The following is a 17,182-nucleotide window of genomic DNA, read 5'->3' on the forward strand; positions in this document are numbered from 1 at the left end:
ACGAGCGGAAGTATATCCTTGTAAAAATAAAGAGCTGCGTCAGTATTAGGCAAAAAATTCATTATTCCCCGGAAAATTACGGAAGGGTAATCATCTTCAACAAAAACAGGTTTAAAATATTCCGGGTCAACTCCTATTGGAATAACTGCAACGTCAGGTTTTTTTTCAGCGTTGTCGAACAGAGAGAGAAACCAGTCCCTGTCAATAGGAGACACGACAACGGTTTTATTAAACTTCGGCAGCATTGTTTTTTCATAATTCAAAAGCTTTTTAAATTGCTGTCTGATATAATATTTTCTGAATAGATTGGTTTCTCCCGAAATATTCCTGTAAAAATGCATGGACATGGCATCGTAAGAGCAAAATACTGATGCTATGGAATCAGGCGTAAAATTCCTGTAATAGGAAGTATTCATAAAATTAAAATGAAGCAGGTCGTATTTTTCTTCATTTAACATTTGTTTTAATTTGTTTTCAAATTCAAGCGAATAAAACTGCAATATATTATACGGCTCTTTTTGGAAGAATGTGTTCAATGCCCTTTTTATGGGCGATTTTGGCAAAACTTTTACAACAGTTTCTACCTTAAAACAATATTTTCTCAATTCAAGCACATATTTTATTTCCGATTCATCTTCTATCAGGCTCAATAAATTGACCTTATGCCGGGCTGACAATTCTTTTATTAAGCTATAGGCCATCAGTTTAATTCCCTCATCAAGGGGGTATGGAAATGAATGGGTAATAAATAGAATATTCATCCAGCCCCTCCAATTATTCCTAACTCTTTGTATAAATCCTCATATTGCTTTCTTACAATATCATAATCAAAATTAGAGGCAATCTTCTGTGCTTTTTCTCCATTGGTTTTTCTTAAATTTGGATCAGCCATATATTTTTTAATGTTTTCAGCTAATGCTTTGGCGTCATGATTTTTATGAAAAAGAGCAGACCCTTTAAACGCATCAAAGGTTCCATAATCCGGGACGCACAGAGCAACGCCGGCTGATGCCGCCTCAAAAACCGCCGAACCCATTGCTTCGCCGTCTTCATCGGATGAATTCACATATATAGCGGCCGCATCAAAAGCGGAAAGAAAATCAGCCCCTCTTAAATGGCCGGTAAAAATTACATTATCTGTGTCAGCGGCTATTTCTTTTCCCACTTTAAAACCGCCATAAACTGATTTTGCCTGCATTTTATCTTTGAAGCCTGCAATTACAAGCTTGATATTAGCCAGTTTACAGGCTTCTACGATTATTTCAGGATTTTTGTGGTAACTTGTTCCGATACTGAAAGCAAACTGTTCACCAACGCCAATATTAAATCTTTTTTTAAATTCATTGCCGTTACCTTTGTTTTGCGAATAATATTTGTAATCGATGGGTAAGGGTATCAAAGCCAGCTTGTCAGTTTTTATGCCCTGGCCAATATAATTTTTCCTTGCAAATTCACTTTGGACTATGATTTTATCATAGTGGTTGAATATAAACCGGCGCAGTATTATCGCATGCCATTTCTGGCCTATAAAGTTGTTGTGGAAGGTATAGACAGATTTCTTTGTAAAAAAACAGGCAATCTGCGGGAATGGAAACCCCCTGCCGTGGCCGTGAACGTCTTGGCCCCATACTTTTCGGATTAGCTGGAAAAAGTTGTTTTTGTCAGTTGTTACTATTTCCCCATTGGTGATAGCAGCCGCAATTTTAAAATAATCGGTTTTTTCTGTTGAGGCATAATGAGGGTAAAACGGTACTAAGACTTTCATTTAATGTTGTTTGGATGGTTTAAAAATGTAAAAAATATGTTCTGATTTTTTAATTTTTGCATTTTAATCAGCAAATTTGTTATTTTTATCAGGACTGCCAAAAATAGCGCCGGGAAATAACCGTTATATTTTTTGTAATATTCAATAGTGTCTTCATAATAAATTTGTGAAATCTTTTTTAATCCGGCTTTCTCAACGCTTTGCCTTACATGGTGAACCACGCTTCCTGACGGTATAAAGTATATTTTGTGTCCCAGCTTGCGCACATTGATGCAAATGTCATTCTCGGTATAATACAATTTAAATCTTTCGTCGTAATAGCCTGTTTTTTCAGCAATTTCTTTACGTATCCAAAGGTTAGCATCCCCCGCTACGCAAACTTCCCTGATGCTGGCGCCCCGGTCGTTGAAATAGGTAAACTCGTCATTAAATGTTTTTTTTGTTTTTGGGAATATTTTGCCCAAAAAAGTATAGTTCAGCAAGGCGAGTTTATACCTGTAGTCTTCGGAATAATTTAACTGAAAAGAGCCGTCCGTGTTTGTTGTCCTGCAGGTAAGCGCTCCCGCTTCAGAGTTATTTTCAAAATAATCCAGGCATTCGTCAAAGGTGTTGTTTTTAATAAGGGTATCAGAATTAAGAATAAGCACATATTTCCCTTTCGCGCGTTTAAACGCCTGGTTATGCGCGCAGCTGAAAAATAAATTCGCGCTGTTTAGAATCAATGCTGTCTGAGGAAAGAAACTTTTAACCATTTCAATACTGCCGTCTTCAGACGCGTTATCAACAACTATAACTTCAAATGTTTTTTTACCCTTATATTGGAAAATTGATTCCAAGCAGGCTTGAAGTTTTATTTTTGTATTGTAACTTACTATTGATATTGTCAGGTCCATAATTATATCTTGAATGTTTTTACGGCATCTATTACCAGGCTGACGTCGGTTTCACTCATGCCCGGATAAAAGGGCAGGGTAACAATTGTTTTCCATACGCTTTCAGCGACAGGTAATTTACGGTAAAATGGTTTATAAATGTCATACAAATGGTTAGGAAAATAATGGACGCTTGTTGAAATCCCCTTTTCTGCCAGATATTGGGTGAAAGCATCTCTTTTGTTCATAGCAAGTTTGACTACATAGTTATGATTTGCGCTTTCTACCTTCGGTTTTTGAACCGGCGTTTCAAGCCAGGAGAGTTTTGAGAATTCTTTATTGTAGGTTTCAGAAATCTCCCTTCTTCTTTTGTTTGACCATTCAAGTTTACTAAGCTGTACCAGGCCCAGTACTGCCATTATGTCATTCATATGGCACTTGAAACCAATCTCTTCGACCGTATAGTACCAGGAATATTTTTTGTCAATTTCATTTCTGCTCCAGGTATCCTTGTCTATCCCGAGCCAGCGCAGGCCTTGCAGTCTTTTAGCCCATTTGTCGTTATTTAAAGTTATCATTCCGCCGTCGCCGGTTGCAAGGTTTTTTACAGCATGAAAACTGAAACAACCTAAATCGCCTATAGAACCTAACTTTTTATTGTCAAAAGACCCGCCGCAGCCATGAGCCACATCTTCTACAACATAAAGTTTGTTTTTTTTAGCTATTTCCATAATTTTGTCCATTTGGCACGCATGCCCGCCATAATGGACAACAACGATTGCTTTTGTTTTTTTCGTTATAGACTTTTCAATCCAGGCAGGGTCAATGTTTAATGTGTCAGGTTCGATATCTGCAAATACCGGTTTGGCTTTATTATAAAGTATTGCGTGATTTGTTGAAATAAAAGTCATTGGAGTAGTAATTACTTCAGCGTCTTCCAGGTCAAGCAAAAGAAGCGCAAGATGAAGCGCTGCAGTGCAGGAATTTACGCCTATTGCATGTTTTACTCCGATGAATGAAGCAAATTTATCCTCAAATTCCTTTGTTTTGGGCCCAAGGCCGATCCATCCTGATTCAAAAATGGGTTTTAGAGCTTCTAATTCTTTTCCGTCATAAAACGGCTTAAATACCGGGATCATGCGATTCTCCTCTCTAGTTTTTAGATATTTTTGAAAGTATTTCCTGTGCCCTGTTAATAAAAGTGTGTTTTGCGGTTACCTCATTGTAACCGGATAATGCGATTTGTTCTCTTTTGTCATTGTTATTTAAATAGAAGGCAGCCAATTCTTCAAGGTTGTTTTCATCATACATTACCAGGTGCATTTTATCTTTTAAAATATTCTGCAAGCCGTTGGTTATTTTATCTGTGAGCAGCATAGTGCCGCAAGCCAAGGTTTCAAAAATGCGGATGTTTATTTCGCTTCCAGCAGTTTTATTAAACACTATTTTTGCCTGATTATAAATTTTAACCATAGCTTCGCCGTAAACGCCTTTGAAAATATTCAGTTTAAATTTTTTGCCCAGCCGTTCAAGCAATTTTACCCTTTCTGGGTACCCTTTGGGGTCAGTGCTCCCTATAAAAACAATATCGTAAATTTTTTTAGTATTGATTTTTCTGTGAATTTCCGGGTCACAGGCGTAAGTCAACCAGGTGCAATTAGGGTTATATTTTGAATATTCAGCCAGGTAATCATTCTGGGCGATGAATATATGGCAAAAATCTTTTATGAAAGTCAGGTGAAATTTTCTGTTGTCAGATCTATAAACATCCAGGGCCCAATAAAGAGCAGGAATATCTGTTTTGTCATAACCTGAAAGGTGGTACTGGCCCGTTCCGTCAAATTCAATTATTAAATCAAAACTTTCGTTGAATGTCTTTAAAACTGAAGCCACTGAAACCGGTATGCCTTTTGGGGCATAAAACGGCAAAATATGACGCAAATCGATCCAATAAGGCGTCCTTGTCAAATCAAAAGTTTTAACATTATGGCCCATTTTTAGCAGGGCCTTATTTATGAAATATCCGCAGGACCACGGTAAATGGTTATAAACCAGTAGAATTTTCATTTATTAAATTTCTTTCCTTTATTACTTTGGCAGGTATGCCTACAGCTACGCTATAGGGCGGTATATCTTTAACTACTACTGCCCCCGCGCCTATGACACAGCCTTTTCCAATCCGGGCACCGGGACAAACTACTACGTTTGCGCCGAGCCATACATCGTCTTCAATAACTATTTTTTTAAGTATGCTTTCCTGTTCAATAATCAGTTTATTCTTATACCTGAAATCATGTTGTGAAGAAGTAATTGTTACATTGGGCCCTATTAAAACATTGTTTCCGATCAGTATTCCACCGCCGCCATAAAAACGGCAATGATCGTTTATGTAAACACCGCCGCCGATACTTATCAGGGAAGAAGCATGGTCTCCAGTAAAAAAAACACAATGATGCCTTATTTGAACATTGTCACCTATTTTTATTCCATTTCCTATTCTGCCGCTTTCAAAGACTACCGATGATTCAACCAGGATATTATCCCCGATTTCGATATTCCCCGGGTTTTTTGCCCGGAAATTACGTCCGATCCTGGCCCATTTGCCTAACTTCTTGAAATTACTGCGGTAATACCCTTCATTGAATGCATAAAACAGCTCTTTGAAATACCTATGCCTGAACATTTTTAATAGACAGGATATTGAATAAACAATCGCAGAGATAACTTCACGCATAATTTTTAGAAAGTTTTTCATATAAACCCCTTATAACGCCTTTAGTTTAAATATAAACTGTAACCCGAATAATTTTGGGTTCAGGCTGTAAAAAAAGTTTAATATTTTCCAGCCTTGCGGTAATCTCAAAAGAAGCCCATGGAATTTAGGAATACCTTTGTCGGGGTCAAAAGACTGGCGGACTATTTCATAGCCGGTTTTTGAAAATAGGCTTTTCATTGTTTTTAATGTAAAAAACCTCAGATGTGTTTCGTCCATTATGCCTTTGCCGTGATCCGTCCCAAAAAGTCCTTTTTCGTAGTCAAAATTCCCGGTTAAGAGTTTTAATCTGATTGTCCAATTGGCAATATTCGGTATTGCTGCAACAAGAAACCCATTATTTTTTATAATTTTTTTCAATTTAAACAACAGAGCTTCGGGATTTTTTAAGTGTTCTAAAACATTCATGCATAATACATAATCAAACTGCCCGTAAACCTGTTGAAAAATATTTTCGTCTTCAATATCTCCGATAATTATCTTTTCATAATAAGGAGAGGCTATTTTTGCGGCCTCTTTATCAATCTCAACTGCAAACATTTTGCAGTTTAATTTTTCTTTTAGATATTTGCCTATGTACCCGGTAGCACAGCCAATTTCCAAAATACTTGAACCGGGCTCAATTAATTTCACGACCTGATAATCTGCCCATAAAGGGCAAATCTCGGATATGTTATAGTTTTCGCGATGATATTTCATATAGACCGTTTAAGAGAAAAAATCAAACAGGCTCATGATTCCCATGAAATTGCGTTTGATGTCCTGTAGATTTCTTATATTTGATAAACTTTGCAGAATATAATTGGTTCTAAAATAAAACTTTTTGTAAGCTAATTTGTGGGCCTTCACAAGCTGTTCCTTGGTTAACCCCTTTGGTATAAACACAGGGAACCAAATCGTGTACTTCGAAAGGTCTTTTATTGAAAAATCACCATACTGCGCCGCAACATCCCATAGTTCCGTCCCAGGATACGGTGTGAGCAGTTGGAACTGGGCATAGTCAGCCTTTATATCAATCGCAATATTGATGGTATCCATCATTGTTTCCCAGGTATCGTTTGGCAGGCCTAAAATAAATGTTCCCCGCGCTTCCAGCCCTGCTTCATGGGTCCATTTAAAAGCGTTTTTTATCTGTTCGACGGTTATGCCCTTTTTTATAGTATCCAAAACTTTTTGATTGCCCGATTCAATGCCGTAGGATATGTGCCAGCACCCGCTGTCCTTCATTTTTTTTAATATTTCTGGTTCAACCATATTTACGCGCATCCAGCAGGACCAGGTGATATTCAATGGTTTTAAATAGCTGCACATTGTATCCATCCATTTTTTATATAAGCCGAATGAATCATCCCAGAACATTATTTCTTTTGCGCCGTATTTATCAATCAAAAACTTTATTTCTTCAAGTATATTTTCAGGCGTTCTTAGCGTAACTTTGGTTTTGAATACCTTTGAACAGGAACAAAAAGTGCACCTGTAGGGGCATCCTCTCCCGCACATAATTGAGAAGGCAGGCAGGTTTTTATAATGCATCACGGAAGGCTTGTACAAATCCCAGTTCAGCAGGTGCCTTGCAGGGAAAGGCAGCGCGTCCAGGTTTTTAACTCTGTCATGCGGAGGTGTTGAAATTATTTTGGCGTCTTTTTTATAAAAAATGCCGTTAACTTTTGAAAAATCGCTTTTTGACTCTATTGCTGCGATTATTTCAATAATTACCTCTTCCCCTTCTCCTACAACGACTAAATCAACTGCCATATCTTTTATAGAATCTTCCGGGCAGGCGGAAGGGTGAGGCCCTCCTAAAATTGTTAAAATATTCTTGTCTATTTCTTTTGCCATTTTGCAGGCGGCAACGGCCCTGTAAAACGTAGGCGTATAGGCTGTAACGCCTAAAATATCCGGTTTCCAATCAATAAGGGTTTGTTTGATATCTTCAACGGTGATGTTTAAAGCCGCACCGTCCACAATTTTTACTTCATGTTTCTTTTCTAAGACAGCGGCGAGATAAGCCAGCCCAAGAGGAGGCAGGTAAGAACCTGCTCTTGCAAGTTTGCCGTATCTTTCTTCTCCCAGCATTGGAGGAAAAACAAGCAATATTTTCATTTAGACTGTCCTATAAGCTTAAATTTCCAAATTAATACGCTTTTCAGGGTTTTTAAGGATCCCCAAATATTCACTTTTGATTTTCCTTCTTTTCTCTTTATGAATGTTACTGGAATTTCTTTCATAGAACCGTTCAAAATAGATGTTTTAAGAATTATTTCACTGTCCAAAAACCAGTCTTTTGAAACAAGTTTCATTTTTTCGTACCAGGTTTTTTTCAGTATCTTTGGATTACTGCCGTTGTCCGTAATATTATTGTTGTAAAGCAAATGAAAGATAAAATGAAAAAATTTTGTATTTAAAGTACGCAAAAAAGAGTCTTTTCTTCCAATCCTTTTCCCTTGGCAGTAGTCCAAATTATTTACCGCTGCTTCTTTGTATACTTTATAAACATCTTCCGCTGATATTTGGCCGTCGCCTACGGAATAACCCACATAATCGCCCTGGGCAGTTTTTAAGCCCTGTAATACCCCATAGCCATAACCTTGGTTTACTGCCACATTAACAATTTTTATCACAGGATGCTTATCTGCTAATTGTTCAAGGAGCTGAGCAGTTTTATCCCGGGAGCCGTTGTTTACGGCAATAAGCTCATAATTCAAATTATGTCTGCTGAAAATTTCAACTATCTCATGGCAGACGCTTTCTGCGTTTTTTTCCTCATTGTAAAAAGGTATAACTAAAGAAAATTGCATATTATTCACGGTTTTGTAAGTCTTATTCTGATTATTTCAGCTAATATTTTTAAAGTATGAGACATCGGTTTTATCTTTGAATCCAGGTCGCAGGCCCATTGAATAGGAAATTCCGCTATTTTGTAGCCTGCGCGCCTCGATATCAAAAGTACTTCTGCGTCAAAAGTAAATCCGTCTATCTTTTGTTTTGCAAATACAGCTTTTGCGCATTTTCCTGTGAAGAGTTTGAATCCGCATTGCGTGTCTTTTATGCCTTTAAGCCCTATAAAGGACTTAACGAGAAAAGAAAAAGTTCTTCCTGCTATAGTGCGGTAAAACGGCTGTTTAATAACTATATTTGATTCTTTAAGAAGCCTGGACCCGAGGGCTATGTCATTTCCTTCTTTTAACAGATTAAGGCCTTTTTCGATTTCGATGAAAGGCACGCAATAACCTGCATCTACAAAGAATATATATTCGCCTTTAGCCGCCATTACTCCCTGTCTTACAGCATAACCTTTGCCGCGGTTTTTTTCATAAGATATTATTTGAAGGTTATATATGCTCTGGCCGAAAGCTTTTACTTTTTCAAGGGTCATATCGGCACTGCCGTCGTTCACGACAATAACTTCAAAGCTGTAGGCCTGCTTATCAAAATATTCAAAGAGTTTTTCGAGGTCTTTTTGAATTTTTGTTTCTTCGTTAAAAGCAGGAATGATGATTGAAAGAAAAATCTGCACAAAGCCCCCTATCGATAAAATTATTCAGGCTTGTCTAATAATTTTATCGGACAAACGATTAAAACTCTTTCAGTAACGCCTACCCTGAAATATTTGTATTCCTTTACATTAAGTTCGGTTGAAATCAGGTTTAAATATCCTTCAATAGGCCTTACAAATTTTCCGATATCATTGGCAATAAGCGCCCTTCCTAAAAGGTTGCGTTTTGATTGTTTGATGGGTTCGGCAATAAGTATCAATTTTCTTGTGACTCTTTTAGCTTCTTTTAAAGCCTTTAGGAAGGTATCATCACCAACATGATGAAGCGTTTCAAGAATAACAGTTTTATCGAAAGATTTATTTTTAAAATCCAATTTAGAGACGCTCATGGGCAGGAAGTTTTTGTTGTATTTTTTTTTGGCATATTCTGTAAACTGGGGATTAACATCAATTCCGGTGTAATTATCAGTAACCCCCGAAAACCTGCCCGTTCCGCAGCCCATATCAAGCAGTGATTCTGAATCCGATAATTGTAATTCACTCTTAATGAATTTAATATATCTGTTATAATAGCCCGGTTCTAATGGAAGCGTGACCAGCCTTCTGACAAAGTTGCGCACATAAGCGTTATCCAAGATTGACATTTCATTTCTCCCTGTGACTCTTAAGGTATTTTATCAAAATAATTCTTTAAATCATATATTTTAATCTTATCATCTTTAAACATTTTTACCCAGGGGCTGTTATATTCCTCCAGGTAGATTGCTTTTATGTTTCCCATACCCATCCCAATAGAAAAAACAGGCTGGGTTTCTATTATTATTTTGTCAATAAGCGGTTTTACAGCTATTGAATTATAAAGATTTGCATATAAAAAGTCAGAATAAAGGACATATCTCACTTTTTGTTCTTTATAAAGTTTTATAAAATCCTCCTCGGATTTTATATAGCTGACATCTAAGGCATTTTCTTTGCTGGTAAAAAATTCCGAGTTGGGATAGCAAAAACTTATATGTTTTGGATTATTTGAAGCTAATATAAATTTGGCTGCTTGTTTATACCCGGATTTTACGCCTATTATTTTAAGTAACCCGATAATTCTGATAATCAAAATGGCGGCGAACAATATATAGATTAATTTTACATCCTGGGACAAATTAAGCAATGTGACCAGGCCAAAAGCAGAAATTATTGCCATGGAGTATTGAGAGGAAGATATAAGCCTGGGTAAAGCATAAGCGTAACCGCCGGTTCCGTCGTCAATTGCGTTTGCCTGTTCCCTGGATATGTCGGGCCTGCCGCTCCAAAATAACAGCGGCACAAGAAATTGTGTTAATAGGATTACCGCTTCAAAGGAAACATTTTTTAACAGGAAAACGGCCCCGGCCAGAAGAAAAAATGGTATCACGACCCCTTCATACTCAATGATAATGCCTAAATACATTTTGAGGAAAGGAAATCTTAAAGTAGGAAGGCTGAAATTACCCGTACGGAAAAAGAGCTGCCTGAAAAAAGTCGGGTACGGATAATTGAATTCCTTTAAAATCACAAAAACCTCTTCTATAAGAAATAAAGGCGCAGTCATGGACAAAGCAAGCAATATTAATCTCGTTATAATCAGGTCTGCGGTAAATGAGAACTTAAAAGCAGCCATGATTTCCCAAAAGATAAAGAATAAAGGCATGTAAAATTGGCGTGAATTGCAGCAAAATGCAAAGCCAATGAAGAAACCGGATATAAGTAAATAAAATAAGGCGCCGGTTTTATAACTTAAAATATAAAAGTAAGTTGCCCATATGTAAAAGGTCCCGCAGGTAATCTCGGCATGAATTGACCTTGAATAAACAAGGTGATAACCGGAAACCGCAATAAACAAAGCAGAGAACAGGCCTATAAAGTGATTGCCAAACATTAAGGTGGCCGTGAAATACGTACCTAAAATTCCGAATATGCCTAAAAATGCATTTGCGTATAATGCAGAATATTCGATATTGTTTATGATTTTTGAGCTGAAAAAATAGATGAAAATATTCAGCGGGTTAGTATCAAATAAAAAACGGCCTCTAAAGTTATCAGAAACAGATTTTATATCAATTTTTTTCTTAGCTAAAATAACGGCCTTATTGTTTTTAAGAAAATCGAATAAATCGTGCAGGAATACAACTTCAAGCATCCTTAAGCCGTCATCAAAATGCAGTAAGCCCCTTTGTTTGAGCCTGTAAAACCTTAATGTTATTCCAACTAACAAAACTATTGCAAGTACAACTATTGTATTGAGCATGTTTTATTCCCTTCTTCTGATTATTTTCTTTAGGTTTTCAATATCCTTGAACGTAAATAAGCGGGTTGCGAATGTTGTGATAATAAAGACAGGAAGAATTAAATAGCGGTTAACAAAGACCCCGATAAGTATTGAAAATGCCATATTAAAAGCTATTAGGCCGAAGTTTTTTATGAATGGCATTTTGGTTTTAGACAGGAAAATACATAGAGTAAGAATCTGAAGCGTGTGGCTTATGATTGTGCTGATCGCAGGGCCGATTGATTTGAAATGAGGTATTAGCAGCAGGTTGCATGTAAAAAGCGATATAAAGGTAATGCATGAAGCATATAAGGGGACATAGGGCTTGTTTATTGAACTGAAATACGGGTTAAAGAGCGTTGAAAAACCCAGGGTAAAGAGAGATAAAGATGAAAACATCAGGACAAGAATACTATTAGCATAATCTTTTCCTAAAAGGATGAGTATTGTTTCTTTTGAAAAGGAGAAGAAAAACAGCGCCATTAAAGCAAAAACGAGCCCTAAATATTTCGTGCCGAATTCAAATATTTTTTCCCGCGATTGAAGGCCGTCATTGTGCGAGAAATAATACAAAAAAGGAATAGACAGCGGTGTAATTAACATTGATTGTATCATGGTAGGTATTTTTATTCCGGCAGTATAAAAACCTATTTGAGACGGGTCTTTTAATAAGATCCTCAGTAATATAAAATCAATGCTGGACATTAAAAGAAAAAGAACCTGGCCGGCGAGAATCGTGCCTGCAAATTTTGCAACAGCCGGCTCGAGTTTTAGTGATGTAAAATGAAAGTAATCCTTCAGGTAAAGCCCTATCCCGATTATAAAAATTAGTGAAAACAAGCAGTTACTGAAAAGAATGGAAGTATAATTCCTTAACCCGTAAACAATTAAAATAATCGCAAGGGCATTTCCCAGGTTGCTCCTGAGCCCGTCAATTATAGTGAAGCCGTTGAATTTACCCAGCCCTCTGAACATTCCTTCGGAAATGTTAAACCAGGCCGTGAGCAAAATAAAGACGATAAAAATGAGCCTCATGCTGCGGATTTCAACAGGAATATATTTTGCCAGGGGCGTGCTGATAAAAAAGAAAATTAATCCTAAACTAACCCCAAGGATCGTAACCAAAGAAACACTTTGAGAATAAAGAATAGATTTTTCCTGGAAATTTGTTCTTTCCGGTATGAACTTGGACAGGGTGATCATCCAGCCTAATGAAATAATCGGCCCAATAGTGCCGATTAACTGCCAAATCAGCGAATATCTGCCGTATTCGTAAGGGCCTAATAAGCGGACAATAAATATTCCAAACAGGCCCGTTACTACCATGAAGATATTCTTTAATACCATATATTTTCCGGTAGAAAGCAATATTTTTGAGTAAAAATTAGATGATTTATTATCCATGGTTTTGTTTTAGCTGATATGAAACTTCAAAATTTTTTTCAAAAAGCCCTTAATTAATTTATTGCCCCCGACAGTTTTTATGAACCTGCTTAGCAGTATCAGTAAAGGGTAATTGTTGTTTTTTATCAGTTTTCTCACAATACGGCCGAGAATCCGATTTATTAGTTTATGCAGCGGGTTTTTCCCGGAGAAGCCCTTTGCGTCTATCCAGGTTACCATATAAGCCATTTCTTTTACGAATTTCTTATATTCATCTTTAATCCAGGGGTACGGGCTTTCATCCCATGCCTCATAATTGAAAACAAAATATTGTTCTAACACAGGAGGAGGCACAAATCCGAACTTCTTTGCAGATTCAAAAAGCTCTGTGCCGGGCGAAAGAGTTGCCAGCATCAATTGGGTAACATAGGCATTAGGGTTATCCTCTAATATATTTACCATTAATCTAAGAGTTTTTTTGACGTCCTCTATGGTTTCTCCAGGGAAACCGCCCATAAAACCAAACCTGGGTATTATTCCCGCCTCTTTTAATTTCTTGTTTATTCTCAAAACCTGTTCCACGCTTATATCTTTGTGAATATCATCCAATATTTTCTCTGAACCGGATTCTACACCCACGTAAGTTTCGGTAAAACCGGTTTTTCTAAGCAATTTGAGGAAATCTAAGCTGAAATTATCCAGGTAATCTGCCCTGCATCCGCTGTTTAATTTTAAAAATATACCCTTTTCAATCAGCTTATTGCATATTTCAGTGACCCGCTTTTTATTAACAAAAAAATTGTCATCAACAAAACTGATAGCTGTGATACCGGGGTAATTTTTAAGCAAATATTCAATATGGTTTATAACATGCTCTGTTTTAATTGCGGCGTATTTTTTATGATTGAAAGCAAGATTGTAACAAAAACTGCATCTGTGAGGGCAGCCCCTGCTGGTAAAGATAGGAATATTCCCGTCGATTAGATAATCGTTTACGTTGATGAGGCTGTAATTTGGTATAGGGTACTTATTCAAATCGAAGAATTCGCGTTCGGGGTTAACTATGATAGTTCCATTTCTTTTAAATCCTATGCCTTTTATATCGGGATAATTATCAGGTTTGTCCAAATTGTTCAATAATTCCAGAAAAGTTTCTTCACCAAGGCCTATTACAACAAAGTCAACCAGGCCGTTTTTCAGAGTTTGTTGCGGGACTAAAGAAGGGTGCACGCCTCCCCATATTATAGGAAGAGAAGGGTTTATGCTTCTAATATGGCGCGCTACTTCTGAAGCGGATTGTATCTGGTAGCCGGTCATACAGCTTAAGCCGGCTGCGTAAATTCCTTCTTTAGCCAGGCCGGTTATTGTATTTCTCCAGTTTAAATCCAGCCGAGTGTCAAGAATTTTAACATTGTATTCTTTGCTTGCCGGTGTAGCAACATAGAGAACGGATGCCGGTAAAATGGCATTTACATTCTTTATTTCCCTGCGGGGATCAGCGGTTGAATAGACAACTAATACATTTTTCTTTGAGTTTTCCATTAGAATACGAACGTCCCTCCGATTTTTACTAATTTACTGACCAGGTTGTTTAGGTTTTTTATTTTCTGGATTTTCTTCTTATAGCTTTGGGCAAATGCTTTATTTTCAGCCGAATTTTCGTTTGCCTGCATTACTTCTTCTATTTTTTCTATATTCCTGACGAATTCTGTTAGTCTCCTATTCACCCCTTCTTTGAGGCGGCTAAGGATGATTTTTTCTATATCGGGGTTAGCCTGGTAGTAGTCTTTCCTTGAGCCTTTTTTCCATATTTTTTTAACTGCCTGCCATTGTTCAAGGTAGCGGATATTCATACATGCGTTTCCTTTGCTTATTTTCAGCTCTTCGCACATATCATCCAAAGATAAAGGTTCAGGGCTCAAATAAAGCAAAGCATACAGTTGGGCGACTACTTTCGATATTCCTAAGCTAGCTCCCAGGTTTCCCATAGAATCTACAAAGCTTTCAGTGATGTTTTTTAGGTTTTGGTCCATAAATAGGTCCTTTTTTATTAGATTAAGTAGTATTCTTAGCGTTCAATATATTCTGAATGTATTATACATTGATTTTGATGAAAAGTCAAGAGGAATTCCAAAATTTGTTTTTTTGCCTGTAAATATGTATAATTTTAAAATATTTTTTAGACGGAACTTCCCACTTTTTTAAAAATCCCGGGAACTTTTTAGCGATTTTTGCGTCTGTTAGGTGAAGGACGAAATTATGATACAAGAAACCGAATTAATAGAAAGAGCAAAAACCGGAGATGTAGAGGCCTTTAAGGATTTAATAGAAGCATATCAGGTAAAGATTTACAATTTTGCTTATTACCTTGCCAAAAACGAGCAGGATGCTTCAGATCTTTCCCAGGAAGCCTGGATAAAGGTTTTTAAACAGCTCCCCACTTTCCGTTTGGATAGCAGTTTTTACACCTGGTGCTGCAAAATATTAAAGAACTTATTTATAGACATTTATACCAGAAGGCACAGTTATAGGAAAGAACTTCCCCTAAACGATGAATTAGATACAAAGGCAGTGGCCATTGACTCCCTCCACATACTTGAAAAAGAACAAAGAGAAAATATAGTATCAAATGCTGTTACATCGCTTCCGGATGAATTTCGAATGACAATAATACTTACAGATATGCAGGGGCTTTCCTACGAGGAAGTATCAAAAATAACCAAGGTATCTATCAATACGGTCCGCTCAAGGGTGAGCCGTGGAAGAGAGCGGTTAAGGAAAATTTTTACAAATGTGGGAACTTTTTAGCGATTTATGCGTCTATATAGGCGAAAGGAGAGGTGAACTACAATGAACTGTAAAAAAATTGAAGAATTTTTATCAGCTTACATTGACAATCAGCTATCTCCGGGTTTAAAGAAGGATGTAGATTTACATCTTAAAGGTTGTTTAAATTGCAGTAAGAGGCTGGCTGACCTGAAAACGGTTGTTGGTTTAGTCAGCTCGCTGGAACCAAAACAATTGCCGCAGTATTATCAAACGCAATTGGATGCGAAATTGGCAGAATCAATCCGGCAAGACAGCCGGAGATTTTCATTGTGGACAAGTTTTACGTGGCAGATGGTTTTTGGTGTGTTTTTTCTGGGTATCTTTATAGGAAGCGGTGTTTTGTATGTTTCCCAGAAAACAATAAAAAAGCCCAATGAAGCCATCTATTCTATCAGGATAAATGAAATGGGCGTGCTTACGTTTAATCTTTATTCAAAAGAAAATGTAAAATCAATCGTATTTAACGTGAAATTACCTGATGGTATTTCATTAGCAAGCAAACCTAAAGAAAAAACTTTTCATTGGCAGGGTGAGTTGGTTAAAGGTGAGAATGTTATTTCCTTATATGTTAAAGGAATGAAACCGGGCAATTGGAGTGTAAATGCCCATTTACAGTCAGATGGTACAATACTAAAAGAATTCAATATGCCGTTAACGGTAACTGAAAAAAAAGGATAACCTCGGAGAAATTAATATGAAAAAAAACATTTTACTTTTTGCAATTGCTTTCTGTTTTTCTTTAACACCTGTTTTAGAAGCAAGCAATCTTGTCTGGTCAACAAAAGTTGATATGCCGACGGGAAGATGCCATTTAGTTGCGTCAACCGTAAATAACAAAATATATGCTATTGGCGGCAGCAGCGACTCAGTAATTTTCACAAAAGTTGAAGAATTTAATCCTTCTGCGAATACATGGGTAACTAAAACAGATATGCCAACCAGCAGAGTCGCTCCTGTTTCTGGCATTGTAAATAACAAAATTTATGTAATTGGCGGAGATCCTGCCACTAAAAGGAAAGTAGAAGAATATGATGTTTCTTATGATTCATGGTCAGATAAAGCAAACATGACTACAGCAAGGAACACGTTTGCGGCTGGGGTAGTAAATAATAAAATCTATTGTATCGGCGGTGATAGCGGTGGCACTGCGCTGAATACTGTGGAAGAATTTGATCCAGTTGGAAATACATGGGTAACTAAAACAAACATGCCAACAGCAAGATATGGCCTTGCTGCAGCTGTAGTTAATAACAAGATTTATGCTATCGGAGGTTGGGATACCAGCTATTCAAATGTAGTGGAAGAATATGACCCTGTATTGAATTCATGGGCAACAAAAGCAAATATGCCAACAGCAAGGTTATTTTCCGCTGCAACAGTACTAGGCAATAAGATATATGTGATAGGTGGATGTAATGCTGTTGGTTATTGTAATAATGTAGAAGTGTATGATCCGGTAAACAATACCTGGTCAACGGAAACAAGTATTTCGATAGCAAGAGATGCTCTTGCAGTGGTAACCGCTAATAATAAGATATACACGATAGGCGGACGTTCAAGTCCCCCTCTTACTACTTATCATGTAGCAGTTGAAGAAGGGATCATTACTCCTTCAGATGGTTTAGTTGCATATTGGAATTTTGATGAAGGTGCAGGGACTACTTTGTATGATCAAAGTGGCAATGGCAATGATGGTACAATCGTAGGAGCTACCTGGATAACAGGAAAGATAAATAATGGTTTAAGCTTTGATGGTGTTAAC

18 protein-coding genes are annotated in these 17,182 nt (G+C 37.1%); 3 read left to right on the plus strand and 15 right to left on the minus strand.

Going from position 1 to position 17,182, the window contains the following annotated elements; genetic code table 11:
• The 15 genes from KKH91_05445 to KKH91_05515 form a co-directional block, all read right to left on the minus strand.
• A partial coding sequence (locus KKH91_05445) for a glycosyltransferase (protein ID MBU0952249.1) occupies positions 1-761 on the minus strand: 761 nt, incomplete at its 3' end.
• Positions 758-1,765, minus strand: a complete 1,008-nt coding sequence (locus tag KKH91_05450; GenBank protein ID MBU0952250.1) for a glycosyltransferase family 4 protein — start codon at positions 1,763-1,765, stop codon at positions 758-760. The genes KKH91_05450 and KKH91_05445, both read right to left, overlap by 4 nt.
• Positions 1,762-2,658, minus strand: coding sequence for a glycosyltransferase family 2 protein (locus tag KKH91_05455; GenBank protein ID MBU0952251.1), 897 nt, complete (start codon positions 2,656-2,658; stop codon positions 1,762-1,764). Before KKH91_05455 ends, KKH91_05450 begins: the two co-directional genes overlap by 4 nt.
• Positions 2,659-2,660: 2 nt before the next feature.
• A complete protein-coding gene (locus KKH91_05460; GenBank protein ID MBU0952252.1) occupies positions 2,661-3,776 on the minus strand; it encodes a DegT/DnrJ/EryC1/StrS family aminotransferase in 1,116 nt (371 codons plus the stop codon).
• Between the two features lie 13 nt (positions 3,777-3,789).
• Complete coding sequence (locus tag KKH91_05465; protein MBU0952253.1) at positions 3,790-4,704, minus strand: glycosyltransferase; 915 nt, start codon at positions 4,702-4,704, stop codon at positions 3,790-3,792.
• Positions 4,682-5,320 (minus strand): acyltransferase, encoded by a 639-nt coding sequence (locus KKH91_05470; GenBank protein ID MBU0952254.1) that lies wholly within the window; start codon positions 5,318-5,320, stop codon positions 4,682-4,684. Before KKH91_05470 ends, KKH91_05465 begins: the two co-directional genes overlap by 23 nt.
• 81 nt (positions 5,321-5,401) lie before the next feature.
• Positions 5,402-6,109, minus strand: a complete 708-nt coding sequence (locus KKH91_05475) for a class I SAM-dependent methyltransferase (GenBank protein ID MBU0952255.1) — start codon at positions 6,107-6,109, stop codon at positions 5,402-5,404.
• A 9-nt stretch (positions 6,110-6,118) separates the two neighbouring features.
• Positions 6,119-7,513 (minus strand): B12-binding domain-containing radical SAM protein, encoded by a 1,395-nt coding sequence (locus KKH91_05480; protein ID MBU0952256.1) that lies wholly within the window; start codon positions 7,511-7,513, stop codon positions 6,119-6,121.
• A complete protein-coding gene (locus KKH91_05485) occupies positions 7,510-8,217 on the minus strand; it encodes a glycosyltransferase family 2 protein (protein MBU0952257.1) in 708 nt (235 codons plus the stop codon). Before KKH91_05485 ends, KKH91_05480 begins: the two co-directional genes overlap by 4 nt.
• Positions 8,214-8,927, minus strand: coding sequence for a glycosyltransferase family 2 protein (locus tag KKH91_05490; protein MBU0952258.1), 714 nt, complete (start codon positions 8,925-8,927; stop codon positions 8,214-8,216). Before KKH91_05490 ends, KKH91_05485 begins: the two co-directional genes overlap by 4 nt.
• A 20-nt stretch (positions 8,928-8,947) precedes the next feature.
• Positions 8,948-9,550 carry a class I SAM-dependent methyltransferase gene (locus KKH91_05495; protein MBU0952259.1) on the minus strand — a complete coding sequence of 201 codons (603 nt, stop codon included), beginning with the start codon at positions 9,548-9,550 and terminating at the stop codon, positions 8,948-8,950.
• A gap of 20 nt (positions 9,551-9,570) precedes the next feature.
• Complete coding sequence (locus KKH91_05500) at positions 9,571-11,187, minus strand: glycosyltransferase family 39 protein (protein ID MBU0952260.1); 1,617 nt, start codon at positions 11,185-11,187, stop codon at positions 9,571-9,573.
• A 3-nt stretch (positions 11,188-11,190) separates the two neighbouring features.
• On the minus strand, positions 11,191-12,612 hold the full coding sequence (locus tag KKH91_05505) for a polysaccharide biosynthesis C-terminal domain-containing protein (GenBank protein MBU0952261.1): 1,422 nt from the start codon (positions 12,610-12,612) through the stop codon (positions 11,191-11,193).
• A gap of 9 nt (positions 12,613-12,621) precedes the next feature.
• Positions 12,622-14,133: a B12-binding domain-containing radical SAM protein gene (locus KKH91_05510; GenBank protein ID MBU0952262.1), complete on the minus strand. Its 1,512-nt coding sequence runs from the start codon at positions 14,131-14,133 to the stop codon at positions 12,622-12,624.
• Positions 14,133-14,624, minus strand: coding sequence for a hypothetical protein (locus tag KKH91_05515; GenBank protein ID MBU0952263.1), 492 nt, complete (start codon positions 14,622-14,624; stop codon positions 14,133-14,135). Before KKH91_05515 ends, KKH91_05510 begins: the two co-directional genes overlap by 1 nt.
• A 226-nt stretch (positions 14,625-14,850) precedes the next feature.
• Between KKH91_05515 and KKH91_05520 the strand changes: the two genes are divergently transcribed.
• The 3 genes from KKH91_05520 to KKH91_05530 form a co-directional block, all read left to right on the plus strand.
• Entirely contained in the window at positions 14,851-15,399 is a 549-nt protein-coding gene (locus KKH91_05520) for a sigma-70 family RNA polymerase sigma factor (GenBank protein MBU0952264.1), read from the plus strand.
• A 42-nt stretch (positions 15,400-15,441) separates the two neighbouring features.
• The gene (locus KKH91_05525) at positions 15,442-16,098 is read left to right on the plus strand and encodes a zf-HC2 domain-containing protein (protein ID MBU0952265.1); all 657 of its coding nucleotides are present in this window, start codon (positions 15,442-15,444) and stop codon (positions 16,096-16,098) included.
• A 16-nt stretch (positions 16,099-16,114) separates the two neighbouring features.
• The coding region (locus KKH91_05530; GenBank protein MBU0952266.1) for a hypothetical protein at positions 16,115-17,182 on the plus strand (1,068 nt) is incomplete at its 3' end.

It is taken from the genome of Elusimicrobiota bacterium (assembly GCA_018816525.1).
Lineage (GTDB): Bacteria > Elusimicrobiota > Endomicrobiia > CG1-02-37-114 > XYA2-FULL-39-19 > OXYB2-FULL-48-7.